Annotated in this window: 11 protein-coding genes; 4 read left to right on the top strand and 7 right to left on the bottom strand. The window is 27.8% G+C overall.

Annotated features, from left to right (window positions below):
* Nucleotides 1-172: 172 nt before the first annotated feature.
* Nucleotides 173-1,636 (top strand): lysine--tRNA ligase, encoded by a 1,464-nt coding sequence (lysS, locus tag VBM91_RS02050; RefSeq protein WP_323189116.1) that lies wholly within the window; start codon nt 173-175, stop codon nt 1,634-1,636.
* A 133-nt stretch (nt 1,637-1,769) separates the two neighbouring features.
* On the opposite strand, the gene VBM91_RS02045 is transcribed toward lysS, so the two are convergent.
* The 6 genes from VBM91_RS02045 to VBM91_RS02020 all read right to left on the bottom strand — a co-directional run bounded on the left by VBM91_RS02045 (nt 1,770) and on the right by VBM91_RS02020 (nt 17,074).
* On the bottom strand, nt 1,770-2,723 hold the full coding sequence (locus tag VBM91_RS02045; protein ID WP_323177717.1) for an ABC transporter ATP-binding protein: 954 nt from the start codon (nt 2,721-2,723) through the stop codon (nt 1,770-1,772).
* The gene (locus VBM91_RS02040) at nt 2,723-11,131 is read right to left on the bottom strand and encodes an ABC transporter permease (RefSeq protein ID WP_323189115.1); all 8,409 of its coding nucleotides are present in this window, start codon (nt 11,129-11,131) and stop codon (nt 2,723-2,725) included. The genes VBM91_RS02045 and VBM91_RS02040 overlap by 1 nt, the downstream gene beginning before the upstream one ends.
* A 94-nt stretch (nt 11,132-11,225) precedes the next feature.
* Nucleotides 11,226-13,322, bottom strand: a complete 2,097-nt coding sequence (gene ftsH / locus VBM91_RS02035; RefSeq protein ID WP_323189114.1) for an ATP-dependent zinc metalloprotease FtsH — start codon at nt 13,320-13,322, stop codon at nt 11,226-11,228.
* Nucleotides 13,323-13,378: 56 nt separating this feature from the next.
* Nucleotides 13,379-14,254 carry a tRNA lysidine(34) synthetase TilS gene (gene tilS / locus VBM91_RS02030; protein ID WP_323189113.1) on the bottom strand — a complete coding sequence of 292 codons (876 nt, stop codon included), beginning with the start codon at nt 14,252-14,254 and terminating at the stop codon, nt 13,379-13,381.
* Nucleotides 14,235-14,792, bottom strand: a complete 558-nt coding sequence (pth, locus tag VBM91_RS02025; protein WP_323189112.1) for an aminoacyl-tRNA hydrolase — start codon at nt 14,790-14,792, stop codon at nt 14,235-14,237. The genes tilS and pth overlap by 20 nt, the downstream gene beginning before the upstream one ends.
* Nucleotides 14,792-17,074 (bottom strand): AAA family ATPase, encoded by a 2,283-nt coding sequence (locus VBM91_RS02020; protein WP_323189111.1) that lies wholly within the window; start codon nt 17,072-17,074, stop codon nt 14,792-14,794. Before VBM91_RS02020 ends, pth begins: the two co-directional genes overlap by 1 nt.
* Nucleotides 17,075-17,337: 263 nt before the next feature.
* Between VBM91_RS02020 and VBM91_RS02015 the strand changes: the two genes are divergently transcribed.
* From VBM91_RS02015 to VBM91_RS02005, 3 genes are all read left to right on the top strand, one after another.
* Nucleotides 17,338-18,744: a DnaA ATPase domain-containing protein gene (locus VBM91_RS02015; RefSeq protein WP_323189110.1), complete on the top strand. Its 1,407-nt coding sequence runs from the start codon at nt 17,338-17,340 to the stop codon at nt 18,742-18,744.
* 123 nt (nt 18,745-18,867) lie between these two features.
* The gene (locus tag VBM91_RS02010; RefSeq protein ID WP_323189109.1) at nt 18,868-19,995 is read left to right on the top strand and encodes a DNA polymerase III subunit beta; all 1,128 of its coding nucleotides are present in this window, start codon (nt 18,868-18,870) and stop codon (nt 19,993-19,995) included.
* A 2-nt stretch (nt 19,996-19,997) separates the two neighbouring features.
* Nucleotides 19,998-20,210: an RNA-binding S4 domain-containing protein gene (locus VBM91_RS02005; protein ID WP_323176757.1), complete on the top strand. Its 213-nt coding sequence runs from the start codon at nt 19,998-20,000 to the stop codon at nt 20,208-20,210.
* 36 nt (nt 20,211-20,246) lie between these two features.
* Here the strand turns inward: VBM91_RS02005 and VBM91_RS02000 are convergent, their stop codons facing one another.
* Entirely contained in the window at nt 20,247-21,374 is a 1,128-nt protein-coding gene (locus VBM91_RS02000) for an HAD family acid phosphatase (protein WP_323189108.1), read from the bottom strand.
* Nucleotides 21,375-21,395 lie beyond the last annotated feature (21 nt).

The raw sequence follows: 21,395 nt of genomic DNA, 5'->3' as shown, positions 1-21,395 counted from the left end.
AGTTTTTTTGTTTTTTTAGACAATAAAACTCAAATGAAACAATTTCTATAGCACTATAAAAAACAAGTGTGTTACTATCGATATTTTATTAATTATGTTTCTAATATTACCCCACTAATATTTTTAATATTAGTGGTATACTTTAAACATATTTATTAATGGAGTAAAAGATATGACAAAATACACAGAACAAGAACAAATAAGACGTAATAAATTAAACTTTTACAAAGAAAATAATATTGAAGCTTTCTCGAAAGCAGATGGATTAAAAGAAAGATCATATTCAGATGAATTAAATTCTAAATATGAAAATGTATCTAAAGAAGAATTAGAACAAAATCCAGTTTCCGTTGCTATTGCAGGTAGAATTTTAACAATGCGTGGACCTTTCATTTTGATCAAAGACTACCACGGAAAAATTCAAGCTTACTTCAACAAAAAAGAACATGATGAATCTGTTAATGCATTAGTATCATCTTTAGACTTAGGAGATATTATTTATGTTGAAGGTAATGTTATGAAAACTCACACAGGTGCAGTTACTGTTAAAGTTCAAAATATTAAACTTTTAACAAAGGCTCTTAAACCACTTCCTGATAAATACCATGGATTAGCTGATGTTGAAGAAAGATACAGACATAGATATGTTGATTTAATTGTTAATGATGAATCAATGCAAGTGTTCTGAAATAGAACAAAAATCATTAGTGAAATTAGAAGATACTTTGATGAAAGAGAATATATGGAAGTTGAAACTCCATTCTTACACGATTATTTATCAGGTGCTTCTGCTCGTCCATTTAAAACACATCACAATGCATTAGATCAAGAATTTGTTCTTAGAATTGCTACTGAAATTCCTCTTAAAAAACTTTTAGTTGGTGGAGTTGATAGAGTTTATGAAATTGGTCGTATTTTCAGAAACGAAGGAATCGACACAACTCATAACCCTGAATTCACTTCAATTGAATTCTATGAAGCTTACTCAAACCTTGAAGGAATGATGCAACGTACAGAAGAACTTATTAAAAGAGTTGCAGCTAAATTAGGTAAATCAACAGTTATTAACAAAGGTGTTGAAATTGATTTATCAAAACCATTTAACAGAGTTGATATGGTTGAAGCTGTTTCTAAAGCTACAGGTAAAGATTTTAGAAACATTTCATTTGATGAAGCTGTTGAGGTTGCTAAATCATATGGTATTAAAATTCAAAAATTCCATCAATTAGGGCACATTATTAATGAACTTTTTGAAGAACTTATTGAAAAAACATTAATACAACCAACTTTTGTATATGGACATCCATTAGAAATTTCTCCTCTTACTGCTAAAGGTCAAGACCCAAGATTCGTTGAAAGAGCTGAGTTGTTCATTAACACAAAAGAATATGCAAATATGTACACTGAGTTATCAGATCCAATTGACCAATTAGAACGTTTTGAAGACCAATTAAAAGAAAAGAACAATGGAAATGATGAAGCTAGTGACATTGATTGAGATTTCGTTGAAGCGTTAGAATACGGAATGCCTCCTACAGGTGGATGTGGAATTGGAATCGATAGATTAACAATGTTATTAACTGAAAAAGATTCAATTCGTGATGTTCTTTTATTCCCTACAATGAAACGTAAATAGTATTTAAATTACAGACTTTTAAAGTCTGTTTTTATTATACTTTTTGTATTCCAATTGTACTTATTGCACAGTCTCCAAGGTATAAAAAAATACTCACCACTATTTTGTGGTAAGTATTATTCAACATAATTAATTATTCTTTTCAATCAATATCTTTTGGATGTTTTGTAGTTTTATTAACTGTGATGTTAGCAACTTTTCCGTTCTTGATTGTGAAAACTTTATCAGCAATTGGTGCTATAAGAGGGTTGTGAGTAACCATAACTATAGTAACACCATATTTTTTATTAATGTCATATAAGTAATTTAAAACAATCTTAGAAGTAGCATCATCAAGTGCTCCTGTAGGTTCATCAGCGAAAATGATTTCAGCATTTTTAGCCAATGCACGTAGGATTGAAATACGTTGTTGTTGTCCCCCAGACATTTGTGATGGATATTTGTTTTTAACATCTTCTAGTTCAAATTCTTCAAATAACTTATCAATGTTTAATCTTTTGCTTTTATCTTTTTGTAAGTAAGCACCAGTTTCAACATTGTCATAACCATTTAGATTTTGTAATAAGTTGTAATTTTGGAAGATAAAGCTAACGTGTTTTCTTCTAAATAAAGTAAGTTTGAAATCTGAGTAGTAAGGTAAGTTTTGATTACATACAATAACTTGTCCTCTACTTGGTCTATCAAGTCCACTTATAAGGTTAAGTAATGTACTTTTTCCACCTCCAGACTTACCAAAGATCATAACAAATTCACCTTTGTTAATTGTTAATGAAACATTCTTTAAAACTCTAGTAGCTGTAGTCCCTGACAAGTAAAACTTACTTACGTTTTTAACTTCTATGACTGCGTTACCTGTGTTTTTAAGTTTTTCATTACCATCTTTAGATCTCTTTTTGTTTGAAGCTTTTCTAATAACTCTAGCAATTGATCTGTCTAATACAACTTTGTTGCTTCCACCATCAGCATCAAGAATGTCAAATACATTTTTCTTTGTAATTTTGACATCTGATGTTTTTTTAGTTAAAACAACAACTTCTTGAGTATCTTTATTTGTATCATTGTTTACATTTACGTTTTTATTTTCCATTATTTACCTTTCAATAAATCAATTGGTTTAACTTTGTTAATTCCGATTCAAGATAATATTGATGTTACTAAGAATACTCCTAGAATAACTAATACTGTCACTAATATGTTTAGAGGTGAAATAACAATAGGAATTGCAATAGATGCAGCTGATGTTAAGAAACCACTAAAGATTGATATAAATCCAAATGCTAATGAGATAGCTATTAAGATAGATATAAGAATAAATGGTAAGTAAATTCCATAGAAAATCTTAATTTTTTCTTTTTCATTATATCCAAGTATTGATCAGATAGCTATATTCTTCTCATTTTCTCCAATAAGAATTGTTGAAATGATTACTAATATAACTATAGAAATTATGAATGCTAAGATTGTTACAATAGTTACAATTTTTTGAACTGTTTGCGCAATAGACATCGTGTAACCCACTTCAATAACTTTAGAATCTAAAGTATTAGCCATAGGGATATATAAGTCGTTATTGAATATATTAGCAAACTTCTTAATGTGTTGTTCTGCATTAGCTCTTGCTAATAAGTAGTTATCTTTAATGTTTTCAGTTTCTTTATATTCAGGATTTATAAATTTAGCAATTTGTAAGTCTGAATATCCTAAAGTACTCATTACTCCATCAATTGTTGAGTTATCTACTGTTTGTCTTGATCCAAATAATGCATCAAACATATCTTCAAGATATTTAGTTGTTAAAGTAGATGTGTCAAATGATTGGATAGCAGGTCAGTAACCACTGTTTGAATATAATCCAGCTGATGATAATAATTGCATTGGTAATGGGTGTTTAGACATAATACCGTTAAACACTTCATATTTAGGGTTATGTTTAACTTTATCTAATCCTGTAAGTATATCAGCAGCTTTTTTAGGAATAATAAACTCATTATTAATATATGTTGGGTTTATACCTCTAACAATGAATTTGTAAGTTTGTCTCTCCGGTTCTTTATATTCGGGGTTAACTAATTTCTCATAATATTCATTTATCTTATCTTTGAATCTATTTACATTATTGTTTACAACAACTTCAAATTTTGATCCAACTAATAAGTTAAATGCTTTTGATGAAACTTCGTTAATGATAAGTGGAATAGGTTTATCGTTAACGTCAAATCCGTTTTGACTAAACTCGTCGTTAATTAATTTAAGTAAATCCTCTCCACTAGTAGATTTAATCTTAATTTGTTTTGAATCTTCTTGGTAACCATATAACTTAATAGTTTCGTTCTTGATTTTACCTTTCTTAATTTGATTTGCATCTACGTATGTGTAAAGCTCATCAAATTCAGGGTCAAAATATAAGCCACCAAATGAAACTAAGAAGTCACTTACAACTGATGCATTAGGATTCCGTTTTAATAATTCACCATTTTCTTTATAGATTTGTTTGTATCCATTGATTAAGAATTCTCTATATTCATCTCTATAAGCTGATGTTGAAATTATTATTTCATCAAAATCAGTTTTATTTTTGTTAGCTTGAAGATAAACAAATTTACCTAATTCTGGGCTAGTTTCATTTTCTACATAACGGAAGAATCCTGAAACTGTTCCTGTTTGAACTAACTCAATCATTTTAGTCATATCAAGAATTTTTCTATCACCATCTTGTTTGTAATGTAAGTTTGGTTGTGTTCTTTCAAGTCTTCTACCAATTTCATTTCTTACTGATGTAATTCTTGATTTTTGTGAGTCAGGTAATGAATTGTAAACTTGATCTCAAGGATCAATTGAAACTGATGAATCAATCTTAATGTTAACTGAGAATTGTGAAATTACGTGTCCATCAAAATCTGTAGGATTTCCGTTTGGATATCTATATGATGTAGTTCCATCAGGGTTTTTGATTGCAAGTTTATTTACAGCTGTTGATATACCTGGTTTGAAGTAATCGCTTTGATATTGGTTAATTTCAGCAATATCTCCAACAGGTACATAAAGTGTGTTTTCTAAATCTTGTGCTGTGAACAGATTAATTCCACCACCTTCTATTGTAGGTGTTCTTAAGTCAAATTTGTAATTGTAACTTCTGTTTTTATATGTTTTTCTAATTGATGATTCAAATTCACCAAAGGTTGCTATTCCGAACAATGTAGTTATAGCAACTAAAATGATTGAAATACCAAATGATGCCAGTTTTCAGAAGCTGTGGAAGATTAACGAAGCACTAAATTTAGTTTTAATATTTCTCTTCTTGAATAAGTTTGCATATTTAGCATGGAAGTCACCTGTACTTACTTCTGTTATTCCACTCATTAAGTCAATTGATTTATATCTTAATGAACGAATTGAAACAACAATAATAAGTATAGACATAGCTGCAAGTGGTAATATGATGTTTATTCCAAATGAAACTATTGAGAAGTTTAGCGTCTGAATCGGTATAGCTCAATAATCACTTAATAACTTAACAGCTTCAGCATGTATTAAGAAACCGGTTAAGTATCCTGCGATACCTCCAATAATGATTGTAAAGAACGCGAACACAGTCATTGATAACGAGATTTCTAATGGTGTATAACCTTGAGAAACTAAAATACCAATAGCCTTGTTTTTGTTTGTAATGTATCTCTTAATAATGAAAATAATTGAGATAGCAACTAATGTAATTAAGATAGATAATAAGATTTTTGAAACGAAACCGATTACTTTAATGAAGTTTTTAACTGCAGTAATTCTAATTGCACGTTCAGGGTTAATTCCATCAATTTCATCATCTAGATAAACTCTAGGTAAATCATTTGAGTTATTTGTCGCTTTATTAACAACCTGAATTAATTCTTGTTTAAGGTCTTCATTTGTTAAGTTTGTTGAATTCTTAACAAGTAAGTATTCTTTAACAACATTTCCTCTGTAAGCTTGTGCAATTTTGTCAAACCCTTGTGAGTTAACATAAACAATAGCTTGGTTATTTGTATTAACTTGTAAGTTTGCTTCATCCACAACTGGATAAATATTGTCATATGTATAATCGTCACCGATAATGATAAATTCTGAACCATTTACATTAATTTTGTAATCCTCAGGAAGATTTTTGATTAATTCAACCATTCCGATTGGATTATTTGGCAATTCACCATCGTAAATTTTCTTGTTGTTTTTAGCTAATCATACATAGTTAACTTTTGCAATGTATGAACTTGTTTGGTCAAATTTAAGTGTGTTATCTAATTTGTTAACACCTGTAATTGTGTTTAAAACATCTTCAATAAGTTTAATAATGTTTACACCAAATGGTGAATAATTTTCAATGTTGTTCCCAACTTTTGAATATCAGTATTGAATAATTTCGTTGTCAAAAGCAACATTTAAAAGTCATTCTTTACCAATAGTTGCAAACACAGGTTTTCCTTTTTCGAATGAACTAATAAATTCACTTAATTCAACATCATTTCTAGCTAATTCCTCGAAGTTAATAATCTTATCCATTATCAAGTAAGCAATATTTGCTTTATTCTTACCACTGTCTCCTAGGTTGTTTGTGTTTGTTAAGAATCAAACTGCAACTTCAGGATGTTTAACAATTGTTAATGGGTGTAATAATGCATCCGAAATTCCTAATCTAACAACTGGAATTTCATTAATTGAGTTACTTAAGTAAATGTTAAATGTATCAAAGTGTTTTACAAATAATTCGTTTGAAAATACACCTTTAATTAAGTTTTCTAACACAACTGAATCGATGTTTGTAAATTCTGATAAGTAAACATCTTTGAAGTGTTCCGGGTTGAATTTACCGTATAACTCAGCTGTCGCAATGTATGCAAATGATTGAATAATTTCTAACTCATTATCTTGCACATATTGTTTATATTCAGGGAATTTTTTAATTAATTCAGCTAATAATGAATTTGTATAGTTACCTTGTTCATCTTTTGCAAAGAAGATTTCTTTAAGTTTTAAAGTATTTGCAAGTGATTTAGTAATACCAAATCCCGTTTTTTCAAATGAAACAATGTTTTGTGATGATGGTTGAATTAAATCAAATGAACTAAAATCAGATAATATTTCCGAATTGTTAGCTAATTTTAATAATTCAAGAGCAAACTCTTTAGTTTTTACACTGTCAGCGTTTACTGATTTATCAAACATTTTCATTCAAACTTTGAATAATGGGTATGCTTCTTTCACATAGAAGAATGGGTCATTATTTTTGTTGGAAATATCTAAGAATTTCTTAATAGCTTCTTGAACTAATGAATGAACTGAATTGTTTTCAATTGGCTTGTATTCTGCAAAGTATTTGTAAATATCTCCAATTGATAAGTTGGGTTGTAATTTAACATTTGAAGTTGTTTGCACAACTAAGTTAAGAACTTGAATTCATTCATTAATTAATTGCTTAGCTTCACTTAAAGGTATTTCTCTTTTGTCTTTAGTAAATCCAAATACACCCATAGCATCATTTGTTTCTGATGATGGGAATGATGTTAGTGAAACTGTGTTTCCATTTCAATTTTCAAATCTAACTTTGTATGAGTGAACAAAGTTGTAAAGTTTGTCAAATAAACTTAACGAATTTTGAGTTGATGTAGATGTACTAGTATTTGCTCCTGCTTCAGTTGTTGAAGAAGGTTGAGGAGATATAAAGATGTTAAGAAGGTCAAAGTAGTCTAATTTTTCATCATCTGCAACTGGAATTGTTAAATATAATCCGTTGTCATCAATTTCAATATTTGTCCCTTTATCTGAAAGGTTAAACATTGAAATTATTGATTCTTTAAATGATTTATTTGAACCCGGTAATGCAAATAATGATTTAATAAGTGCATAAATAAAGTCTTTTGATCCAACTCCTGATGTCGCATATTTGTTTACTCTATCTACACTTTGATGTTCAGTGTAGAACATTTGTTTTTTACTTAAAACAGCATCAATAAAGATGTCAAAATCAAATAAGTTAATTACATACTTAGTTCAATCTATAACGTTTTTAAATGATTTATCAGCTGAACCTGGATACAAGTTAATAATTTGTCAAATAGGTTTAAGTTGAGGCATAAATGAATTAAATACGTCATATAATGGGTTAGTTTGATCATTAACATCAGCTAATAAGGCAATGTTAATATTGTCTAATAAGTCAAATAAATGCGTTTTGAATGCTTTTTGATCAACTGATCTAATAAATCATTCAATTAATTCAAGCGTTGATAATTTTCTTACGTACTTAACAATTTCTTTAGTTCCATCAGCTTTTGTAATTTCTCTATCAACTAAATGATCATGTTCATTTAAGAAAAAGTTGTTTGATTGCTCTGTGAACTTAACAAAGTTAACTGATTCAATAATTCCAATAATTGAATCAAGCATAACAACAGGATCTTTAATAAATTTTGATAAAGTCCCCACTTTAACCGGAATTTCTACACCAAGTACATTTAAAACATTAAATAATTTTTGGATTTGCTCAGTCAAATATTGTTTTCTTTCTTCAAGAGTATCTTTTTGTGCAATAAATCTTCTTAAGTTTGTAAATAAGTTAACAATAAGTTTGTTTGCATAATCACCATTTACATTGTGTGATAACTTGTAAAGGAAATCAAGGAACAATTTAGGAATAATCCCTAAATCAATACGTCCTGATGAGAAAATTGTTGCAAATTTATTTATATTAGCTGAATATTCTGTGGCTTCAATAAATGCATAAATAATGTCTTTAGTTAAAAATCCTTGTTTTGTTAAATCGCTATCTAACAATACTTTTTGGATATTTTCAAAAGCTTTATTTAAAGTTTGTTGTGTAGCCGCTTCATTTAAAACATCACTTAATGGAGCTCTATAACCAAAAGGTAAGTAAACAACGTTATCAAATTCATTACTATGTTCAACTCATCCTTCTGGGTTGATTTTTGCCATTAATGTCAATTTATTGTTTTCTAAGTATGAATCTGTTTCTTCTCAAGTTAATCTACCAGTTGATAAACGTTCTTTATCAAATTCAGAAACACCTTTTCTTGATAATGAAACATTTTGTCAGTAAAGTAACTTTTTATTAGCATCATAAACAGGTTTAATTATGTAGTATGTATCTTGTTCTCTTGATGGAGCGAAAGTAATTCCTAATTCAGCAAATTGATTAAAGTCGCTATCAGGTAATAAATTACCTTGTGCATCTCTTTCTGATCCAACAAATTTTGCTAATTTGTAAATTTTCGATCTATCTCAAACTTCAAATAATTTAGTTTCTGGGTAGTTTTGATAAATTTTCACTTGTCCATATGTCATATCTAATGAAACGTATTTTTCATATGGAATGACGTTGTTAATAATTTCACCTAAAATCTTGTGAATTGCATAATATGGTAATTCTCTAGTTTTGAAATAACCATCAACATTTGAATAAAGATTAAATAAACCTGTTGGATTATCAATTTCATTGAAAAGTTTATTTACATTGTTTTTGATTCCATCAATCTTTTGTTCATTATCACCCGTATTAACAAAGTGATATACGAATTTTTCATTTTTAGATGTGTCGAATGCATCAATTGTGATTGATTCCTTGATACCTATGTTATCTGCACCAACTTTTTCTGAAACTTGGTTGTAGATATCTTTTTTAACAATATCTAAAGCACCATTTTTAATTTTTGTGAATGTGATATCTCAGATTCTTTTATTAGATAACTTTTCAAATTCTTCTTCTGTTAATCTATCTCTTGATGTTTCGATTTGAGCAATTGTTTTATATCCATCAAATGCATATTCTGCATAATTAGGAATCTTCGTTCTCTTTTCATAATTTAACACTGGTAAAAGTAAAACATTGTTTGGAACAATAGCACTTACATCATTAAGTAACTTGTTGTAAATATCAGTTAATTCTGGAACTGATTGTGATTTGTTAATTGATGCAGTTTGCAATCTTGTGTTTACATCGTTAGCTATCGCATCAATTTCTGGAACTCTACTCTTGTACTCTGGGTGGTTGTCAACTTCTTTTCTTGTGAAGTTATAAATTTTTAAAATAAGAGTTTTTAAGTCATTAATAATAATTTCTTTAATAGCAAAGTCTCTATCTAAATAACCTGGTTGGTCTGATAAATCAGCTAATCTAAGTTGCTCATTGTATGTTAAATCATATGTAAGAACTGAATTGTTCTCATAAATTAACTCTTTGTTTTCTTTTAAAACACCTTGTTCATCAAAGTGGATAAAGTATTTAAGTGAGTTTTTGTTTCAATATGAGAATTTTTTAAATTCTGATGGTAATTCACCATTGTTTCCTTTAATTAAATTCTCCATAAATGTAACATATGCTCCATCTCAGTTTTTCTTGAATGGATCTACATATGTTGATTCATAAACTTTTCTTTGGTAATATGTGTATTCCTCTTGTTTTGCAGCTCATTTTAAAGGAATGTTGTAAGTATGATTTGTTTCAAAAACAAATGGAATCGGTTTGTCTAAAGTTCTTGATTCGTCATATAAAGATGAATAATCAAATTCTGTATTTAATTCAACATTAACAACATCAGTTGGTTTAGCATCATCTTGAATGTTAATTAAAGTTGAGTTTTTATCTTTATTAAGGATGAAAATGTAATTGTTACCTTGATATTTATCAAAACCAAGTTTGACAGCAAGTGTTGCTGGTTCAACACTTAAACAAACTCTTTCATACATTCATTCTTTACCTTTAACAACGTCAAAAGTAGCTTCTTTTGTGACAATATTTAAGAATAAAGTTTTAACTTGAGAAAGAATAACATTACTTTCAGTATCTGTTGTAATGTATCCAATATCTTCTAATTTATAAGTTTTATCAAGCACAAAGTGGTCATTTAAATTTAAAACAACTTGTGTTGTAACAGGTGAATATGAGTCATTTTCTTTTTTGTATAAGTTAACAATGAAATCAGTTTTCATTCTCATTGTTTTGATAGCTTTATCAAAATCCAATGTTAATGAACTTGCGTTTTCATTCTTGAAGTCATAAGTGTTGTAGATTTTTATAAAGTCAACTCTATCAATATATTTGTCTTTATATTTTTCCTCATCAACAAATAAACTTAATGGAATAAATGAATCTGTAATTCTTGTTAAGTCAATTACATAACCTTCTTTTTTGTAATTATCCGTTATATAGTTAATTCCCTTATCATAAACACTTTTATTTTCGTAAACAAGTGAATCTGATTTAGAAAGTCCGTTAACAAAATATCCATCATTGTATGCTTTCGCATTTGTTGATAGATTTAAATCGATTGTAATATTGTGTGAAACTGATTTTTTCTTAGCAGCTTCATATTGTTGCTTCATTGATTTAGCAGCATCATTTAAAACAGTGAAAACTCCTGCTGTTAAAAATACAAGGATAGTTAACCCTATAACAGTAGCTTTATTTTTAAATAATGACTTAAAGACTTCTTTAAACAAATTCTTCATAAAATCCACCTTTAAAAATTTACTTATAATTAATTTATTAATTATAAAGCATTTTTGTATAAAAAAAACAACCGGAAAACCAGTTGTTTAATCACTATAATTTTTCAATTTCAGTTCCATCTTCTGTGACCGGATTATCACTATCAATAACTACATCTGAAACTAAGTCAGCAGAAATACTTTCTTCTTTTTTATCGTAAAAATCAGTTTGTGTACTTTGTCCAATATTAGGGTCAGAAGTCATTTGAATTAATTCATCTAAACCTACAGCACTAGCTTTTTCTTCTGATTTTTCTTTTTCAGGAGGTAATTGTAAGTTTTTAGCAATGTATTCAATTTCTTCTGCAACAATTGTTTCTTTTTCAAGTAATGAAGTTTTAATCAACTCTAAAAGTTCTCTATTTTTCTTAATAACTTTTGTAGCTATATTTTTAGCTTCTAACATTATTTTTCTAACTTCAAGATCAATTTCGTGGCTAATTTGGTTAGAAATTGATGAACTTGTAGCTAAAGTTTTTCCTAAGAATGGAGAACCTTCTTCTTCTTGATATTTAATCGGACCTAAATCAGACATACCAAATTCAGTAACCATTCTTCTAGCAATTGCTGTTGCTTTCGAAATATCATCTGCAGCACCTGTTGAAATTTTATCTTCTCCATAAATAATTTCTTCTGCTGCTCTACCACCCATAAAACTTGCTATAGAAGCTAATAATTCTTCTTTAGTATAGTTGTATTTTTCATTTTCAGGCATCATTAAGTTATATCCACCAGCTTGACCACGTGGAATAATAGTAATCTTTTGAACTTTATTACCACCAGGAACTTTTATACCAACAACAGCGTGTCCTGCTTCGTGGTAAGCAACTAATGTTAATTCTTCCTTAGTAATAGTTCTAGATTTTTTAGCCGGACCAGCCATAACTCTATCGATTGCCTCATCGATTTGATCTCTTGTAATAATACCTGTATTTTCTCTAACTGATAAAAGAACGGATTCGTTAATTACGTTTTCTAATTGAGCTCCTGAGAAACCAGGTGTTCTTCTTGCAACATTTTCAAACGAAATATCATTTGAAATACGTTTACCCTTAGCGTGTAGTTTTAAAATTGCTTCACGTTCTTTTACATCTGGTAATCCAACTGTAATAACCCTATCAAAACGTCCAGGTCTTGTTAAAGCAGGGTCTAAAACGTCTGTACGGTTTGTAGCTGCAATAAATAATAACCCTGAGTTTTCTTTAATACCATCCATTTCAACAAGAAGTTGGTTAAGTGTTTGTTCACGTTCATCGTGACCTCCACCAATACCACTTCCTCTTGTTCTACCTATAGCATCAAGCTCATCAATAAAAATAATTGCTGGCGCATTTTTACGTGCTTCTGCTATAACTTGTCTTACTCTTTTAGCTCCCATACCAACAAATAACTCAACAAAGTTAGATGCTGATACAAAGAAGAATGGAACATCAGCTTCTCCTGCTGTCGCCTTAGCTAATAAAGTTTTTCCTGTACCAGGAGGACCTCCTAAAAGAATACCTCTAGGCATTCTGGCTCCTGACACTTCATATTTTTTAGGATTTTTTAAGTAATCTACTATTTCTGAAATTTCTTCAATTGGTTCTTTATTTCCTGCAATATCAGAGAATTTTTTATCTGATTTAATAATTTGAGCAGGACTATTATCACCAAACATAGCTCCACCTTGCCCTGACATCATTTTAGCTTGTGATCTAAAAATAAAGAACATTATTCCAAGGAATAATAACGTAGGAATAAACGGAAGAATGTATGTTGAGAAAAAACCTGGTTGTGGTGCTGCTGCATTTTGAATTTCTCCTGAACTTACCGCACCATTATTTACAAATTTTGTTGCTTCTTTAAGAGGATCTTTAATTTCATACACTTCATTTATGAAGTTGAATGAACCAGGTGCAACAATCTCAAGTTGATTATTATTTTTTATAAGGGTACCATGCATTTGATTAGTGAAAGGATCAAACTTAATTAATTTAAAGTATGTTCCATCATCTTGACTATTTGCTGCATCTTTGATGTATTCAACAAATTTGCTTGTTGAAATATTTTGAGGACCTGTTAACTTACTGATAATTAAGTAAAGTCCAACTGATATTATTAAAACAACAACAAAAGCTATCAATATACCAGGTCAACGTCTTTTTCTTGGCATTTTATCTCCTTTCTTTGAGATGTTTTATTATTTAATATTTTTTATATTATACCTTATTAATTTAGCAATTCACCCTTTAATTTGACAAAATATAAACCGTTCTTTAGAAGGTATTTTGAAGTTCTGTTTTTAGACAGGATAAAATCAATAATTGATTTGATTTTCGATGAACTTAATTCAACGTTTTCATCAGAAAAATATGTGTGAATGTACTGATAAACTAAATGTTTTTTGTGCTTGAGTTTTTCAAAAACATCTTGATTAAATCTTGATTCTTTTCAAATTTGAAATTCTTTTTGAATTTTTTTTCTTTTGAAACTTAAAAAGAAGTTTTTTAATAGTGTACAAGCTATAAATGTATTTTTATAGAGTGTTTTTTTAGCGAAATCTAACCTTATTTTATTTCTTGAATATTTAGGTAAATTGTTCGTATAATCAAAACAAAAAGGTGTGTGATTTTTTTGATTTTTCCTTGTTATTGTATTTTTAAAATACTTAAATAAATAAGGTCTATAAATATTAATTCCATCAATAAGATTTGATTGTTTTATTCCGTAGAATAAAACATTTCTTTTAGACTGCTTTTGCATATATGCAGTCTCGAAAAAATCATCTTTATTATGAGAAATTAACAATTTGTCACAATTTTCTTTTACATAAACTTCTTTGAAAAATTTGTATCTCTGCTCTCTAGCTCAAGATTGAAAGTTACCTTTAACATAATCATTTTTTGATAACTCTAAAACATAAACCTTGATATTATGCCTCTTACAAAAATCTTCAACTACTTTTTGATCCAAACCACTATCAGCACGTTGATTGTAATTAACGTGAGCAACAATTATGTTTTTGTTTTTGTATTCATTTAACATAAACATACTGTCTGGTCCACCACTAACAGCTAGTAAATATTTAGTTTTTTGATTTGACATTGTATTTGTTCATAACAGTTAAGATATCATTGTAGACAAATGAAATTGAAGCTTCTGCAGCTTTATTTAACACAGGTTCTAAAACCAACATTTGTTCAGGTGTAAAATTACCTAAAACAAAATCTCTTAATGGTTCTACGTGTTCTGTATTAATTCCAATTTTTAATCTTTTAAATTCTTGAGTACTAAGTATTTGAACAATGTTTAAAACACCGTTATGACTTCCTCCTGAACCACCAATTTTAATTGCACTTTTTCCTAGCGGAAAGTCTTTTTCATCGTGAATAACCAAAATATCATCAGGATTAATTTTGAAAAATTGAGCTATTGCTTGAACGAATTCACCTGATTTATTCATATAAGTCATTGGTTTTGCAATTATTAAATCATCTAACTTAACATATTCTCCATTAAATTTAGATTTATTTAACTCTACACCCATTTGCTTACAGATTTTATCAATAACCATAAAACCAACATTGTGTCTAGTGTATTTGTATTTATCTCCTGGATTTCCTAAACCAACTATTAATTTCATTAAACCCTTCTTTCTGTTTGGATAAAGAATCTTAAGTTTGTATGCACTTGATTAGCACTTGTTGCGTGTATTTTTTCAATTAAACTTTTGTAATCAACACTTTGGTCAATAAATATTTGCAAGTGTTTAATTGCTCTTGATGCACCTGTATAAAGCATTTTTTTACTTTGCATAAATGCGTGTTCATTATGAATGACCATAATAACAGAGTCAATTTCACTACCTTGGAATTTGTGGATTGTAGTGCTATATGCAAGTTGAATTTGTTCTTGGAATTCTCTTAATGAATACTCAATTTCTTTTTTTCATTCATCCCCTCTATAGAAAGTAACTTTAATTTTCTTAACTTTTTTGTTACCTGATTTAGAGGTCGCATCCTCATAAACAACATCAGTTATATAACCAATATCACCATTAGAAATATTTTCGTTATTTCTATTTTCTAACTGCATAACTTTATCGTTTATTCTATATTCAATTTGACTATAGTTTTTTCAATTTGTTGCAAAAACATCATTTTTATTTATTGCGTTTTGAATTTTCTTATTAACTTCATTAATTCCATATTGATGTCTGTAAGTTGGAATAAGGATAATAACGTTATTAATTCCGAATTTTTCAACTTCTTTTGTATATAGCGTTAATAAATCATTATGAAAGTTTTTGTTATCTACTTTAACTAAATCAACTTCAGAAGGTTTAAACATTGAATCATCAACTTCACCTCTGTTAATGCTTGAAAAATGTTTTCAAATTGTTTCTGAATCACTTCTATAAAACTTAGTTAAGTATGTTGTAGGTATATTTTGTGAAAAAATTAAATCATCTAATAAGTTACCTGGTCCAATTGCAGGCAACTGAAAAGCATCCCCAATTAAAACAATCTTTTCTAATTTAGGACTTGCTTTTAACAATTTATCTAATAAGTTAACATCAATCATTGAAAACTCATCAATAATTAAAATTCTTAAATCAACAATTTCTTCTAAATTAGTTAAAGAAATTTTTTCATCAGTATTAGCTATTTGTAGATAGCTGTGAATTGTTCTAATTTGATGTTTAATCTTTATAGAAACATTAGTTGCAGCCCTACCTGTTGGTGCTAAGATAGCGAATTCATTTGCTTTAACTTTGTTTTTCTTTAATGTTTCATAAATATGCTTAATAACAAATGTTTTTCCTGTCCCTGGTCCACCACTTATTATTGAAATATTTTTGTTTATGAAATTATCATAAGCAGCTTTTTGTTGCTTTGATAAGAATTTTAAATCAATCATGGCTTCAGGTTTTAATTTGCAAATTAATTCTGAATTAGCTAATTTCATTAATCTGTTATAAATATATGCTTCTTTATCAAATGTAGCTTTCAAAGTAAAGAAACCAGGTAAAACTTGAATTAAATGTTCATCTCTAATAAATCTTTCAAAAATGATATCTACATCAATTTCGTTTTTTATGAATGCAAAATCACTTTCTTCTTCGTTTATTAATGAATTTCATTTTATATTCGTATCTTCAATAGCTTTTTTGAATTTCGCTTGCAATGTGTCTAAATCAAAAATTGTACTGTTTTGAGTTTCTAAATCTCAAACAACTTTATATAAGTAAGCTACGTATCTTTGATAATTTTCTTTAGTTCAATTCAATAAGAATGCAAAAGTATCAACTTTAAAAATATCATCAATTACTTTATCTATAAACAAGTAATAAGGAGAGTTGTTTTTGTAATATTCAATGAAATTAAATTCTCTAGAACCGTGAATAGTTGCTAATTTTTCAACTAAATCACTAACTCTTGGGTTATTAAATAAATTTATATTTTTCTTATCTTCTTCAGTTAAGTTTAGTAGTGATTTTAATCTTGCGCTATTTTCTTCATAATATTTAGTTAATGATTCTAGTTGTTTATCAGTAATTACACTTAATAATTCATCTCTATAATTTTCAATATCTGCTAGTTTAGCAAATAAATCTTGTCCAAATTCATCAATTATTTTTTTAGCAGTTAATTTTCCGATGTTAGGTACATTTTTTGAAAGATAATCAACTCAATCTGTTTGCACATCTTCGATTATCAACTCTAAATTCTTAATAATTTTTGAGTTTTTGTAACTAGCTTTAGGATTATCTCCAAACTCAACTTCGTATTTTTTATATAAATTTGGAAAGACATTTGTAACAAAAACTAAGAATGTTTGACTTTTACCTTCAGGTAAAAATAACATAAGTGCTCAACCTAATTCTTTACCACCTTTAATTTGCTTAATAAATTTACCCTTCATTTTCTCTCCTTACTTTCTATCTATTTATTTAAATTATAAAGATTTAATTTTTATATATCACCCTTTATTTTAGGTGTGAAATCGGATTGTTTTTGATAAGTTATCCACATACTTAAAACAATAAAATATAAATATGTTAATAAGTACTTTTTCACTTACATTTTAGATACTTTAGTTGTGGATAACTTTAGCATAACTATGTTGTTAAGGTTGTTTATAACTTATTTTTAAATATGTTTTTTATATAGTAATAAAATTTAGCTATGAATATTAATAATTTCGATGAAGAGAAAAACAAGGAAGAAGCGAAATTAAACTCTTACAACGAACTTTATATTGAGTATATAAAGAATGAAATTCAAGATAATCTCGCTTTTAAAACGTTTTTTAAAAATTTAACAATTCTTAGTTTCAAAAACAATGAAGTTGTTATTTATTTCCCTAAAGTCCATCCTAATTTAAGTTCATTTAAAAATTATTACAAAAATGTTTTTGATAAGTCAGTCAAAGAAATTTTTGGAGCGAATGTTGCTTACAGAATAATTGATAAAGAGACTTTAGATGCACTTAAAGAAACTGAAAAACAAAGTAAAAACTTAAATATTCATATACCAACAACAAATAAAAAGAAAACAGATGGTATTGAATATACATTTCATAACTATATTCACGGTTCATTCAATGATGAAGCTTTAAATATTTGTAAATCAATTATTGATGATGAATACAAACTAGAAGTTTTATTTATCACAGGTAACTCCGGTTTAGGTAAAACTCATCTTTTAAAAGCTATTTCTAACGCTTTAAACAAAGAAGGTAAATCATCATTTCTTGTTAATGCAACTGAGTTTATTCGATGAATTCAACCTTTATTAAAAGAAAATTCAGTTGATGTTCTTAATAAATTTCAGAAGAAATTGATTGATAATTACGACATTTTAATGTTTGACGATTTCCAATTGTATGGTTCAGGTAATAAAAAAGCTACAAAGGATTATATTTTCCAAGTTCTAGATAGTAGAATGGAAAAAGGTAAATTAACCATTTTTTGTTCAGACACAGATATAAATGGAATTTCTAAAATATTTGATGAAAGACTTGTTTCGAGAATTCAATCTGGGTTTATTACAAAAATCAAACAACCTGAACAAGAAGATTTACATAAGATTTTGGATTTCTTACTTACAGAAAACAACTTCGACATAAATACATTAGACGACGAATCAAAAGATTTCATCATAAGAAATCATTCAAATTCAATTAGAACACTTACAGGAGCTGTGAAAAGATTAAGTTTCTACGAAAAAGAAATTAAATCATTACCAAAAACTTTAGTTATAAAAACAATTAAAAATATTTTTGGTGATTTTATTAAAGATAAAGCAGAAATTACTGATGAAATAATTTTAAAAGCCGTTTCTGAATATTACAAAATACCAGTTAAAGATATTTTAAGCACATCAAGAAAATCTAATATCTTTTTAGCGAGACAAATTGCGATTTATATGATTAAAAAACATTTAGATTATTCATCTAATGAATTAGGTAAATTATTTAAAAGAGATCATTCAACTATATTAAGTGCTTTAAAGAAAATAAATACTAAAGATGATATTAAAGTTAAAAAAGTTATAAATGAAGTAGAAGATAAGATGCGCAAGAATTATTAATAATTTATAAACATTTATTTTTAACTAAAAACTTAAAAAATAATAGAAAAACACATTAAAATTTAACTTTTTGAAAGTTATAAACATATTAACAACTGTTAATATTTATATTAAGGAGAAGATATGAAATTTACAATTTCAAAACATTTAATAGATCAATTGATTGAATTTATGTCTAATTATATTGATAATAATGATATGCATTATTTATCAAGAACAATTAAGATTGAATTAGATAGTCAAAACTTAGTTTTAACAGCAGCTAACGCATCTATAGCAGCTAGAAAAGTTATTAAAGTTGATGAAGATAAAATTAAAGTTGAAAAAGCAGGAAAACTTTGTATTTTAGCTTCTTTATTAAAAAACATTATTAAGAAATTTAATAAAGAAATCACCTTTAAACAAAGAGGTAATTTAATTGATATCTATGAAGGTTCAACTTCATTTACTTTAACAACAAATGATATTACACAATATATTGATACAAATTTTGAAGATCAAAAAAATACTCTTGAAATTGACGCTCAGAGATTAGATAAAATTATCAACAATGTTTCGATTTCAACAACAATAAGTAATGATAAATTAAACTCAATAGTTTTTAAATGTATTAATATAACATCTAAAAATTCAGAAAATGTAAGATTTGTAGCAACTGATTCATATAGACTTTCAACTGAAATTTTAAAAGTTGATAAGAAAGTTGATATAGATTTAACAGTTGATGCAAAAAGTCTTAAAAAACTTATTACAAAAGATGCACCAGAAAAAGTTCAATTATTCTTTGATGAGCATAAAATAGGTATTTCTTACGAAAATACAGTAATTTATATTTCTGTAAGTAAAATTCAATATATTGATATTTCATCATTGTTCCAGACAAAATATACAAGAAGATTTTCTATTGAAAAAGATGAATTATTAAAAGTTATTAATACAGCTTTATTCCAAATCACAGAAAAAGATAGAAAAATGGAATTCTCATTTAATGAAAATGAAATTAAAGTTTTATTTGAAGTTCCTGAGATCGGAACAGGTAAGGCTATTTCAAATAAATTTCAAATTTTAGAAGGAAAACCTATTGATATGGACTTTAACTACATTTATATTAAAGATGCAGTTTCACAGTTAGAACCAGGTAATATTAATATTTTCATTTCTGAAAAAGAAGATAGAGTACTTTTATTAACGGAAAATGATAATTCACATATTCAGTTAATTACACCATTAAGAAAGTTTTATAACAATTAATTATGACAATTAAAATAACAGGTGATTCAATCAAATTAAGTCAATTTTTAAAGAAAATTAATGAGACTGATACAGGTGGTCAAGCTAAATTCTTTATCGAGACAAATGATATTAAAATTAATAATAAAAAACCTGAAGGTAGATCTTCAAAAATACACCCAGGTGATGTTGTTTGAATAAACGACCAAATTTATGTAATTGAAAAAGAAAAATAAACCATTTTATTGGTTTATTTTTTTATATTAAATTAACTAACCTTTTGATGGAACGTAAATGAATCCTTTTAATTTTTCAGCAATCTTAGCGTAGTTGTATCCTTTTTGACCGATTAAATGTGATAATCAACTTCCATATGATGAATTTCCAGGGATTAAAACATATGATTCAGAGTGAGTTTCATCCTCTCAAGTACCTGTTTCTTTGTTGTAGTATGTTCCCATTACAGAAATATCCATATTTCCGAATAAATCACCATATCTATTTGAATCAGATTTAAGTTCACCTACAACTTGTTCAGAAGTTACACCTGATTTTTTAGTGAAGTTGTCATTGAAATCAGAAATATCATCTCCGACTCTCATAACAACCTTGAATTGAACTGGTGTTTCACCAATTGTAATTTTATTATTGTTTACAAGATGCATTCTTTCTTCTTTTTCTGATCTTGTAGTGGTTGTTGATGAATAAGGTTTTTCTTTATTAGCTAAATCCACACCTTGCATTCATCAAACAAAATCAGGCATATATTTAGCCTCAAGCCCTAAATTAATTAAGTTTGTTTTACTTGGTTCTTTATGTCATTTTTGAGAACGATTAGAGTTGAAAAATACTACCCCACCTTTTGAGTAAACATGCTTAATAAAATCAATTGCTCCAGGAACTTCTGTAGAAATAGCTTGACTAACAAAATCGTCTCATGCACGTCCATCGTATGATTTGTTGTTAAGGAATAAATAGTTTTGGTATTTAAAGTTATTTAAAACAGTTTCATCTAAATCCATAAATACCACTGGAATGAATTTACCTTCTTCTGGTGCTGAAACAACAATTTCATTACCAGAAATATTAACTTTAGTTAAATCAACATTTGGTTGTGTAATCATTTTGTCAAAAGCAGCTTTAGCATTTTTGTAAACTTGCATCCCCATAGCGTGTTTTTCTCCAGAAAATGAGTTTCATGCATTTGAACTACCAATTCCTCCACCATTTGCAATTAGAGTTTGAGCTGTTTTAATTTTTTCAGCAACTTCTTCTTCTGTGTATGTTTTTACTTTAGGTGCTTCAAGTTTTTTTTCTGAATGACATGAGTTAGTGACAATAGGTGCAGCGGCTAAAATAATTGAACCTGCTCCAAATAATAAGTATTTTAATTTTTTCATAAATCTCCTTAGTAAATTGAG

The sequence above is a fragment of the Mycoplasma sp. 2248 genome, assembly GCF_034863245.1.
Taxonomy (GTDB): Bacteria; Bacillota_I; Bacilli_A; order Mycoplasmatales; family Metamycoplasmataceae; genus Mycoplasmopsis.
Note: the sequence above shows the minus strand (reverse complement) of the source record. Positions and strands in the feature narration are given on the sequence as shown.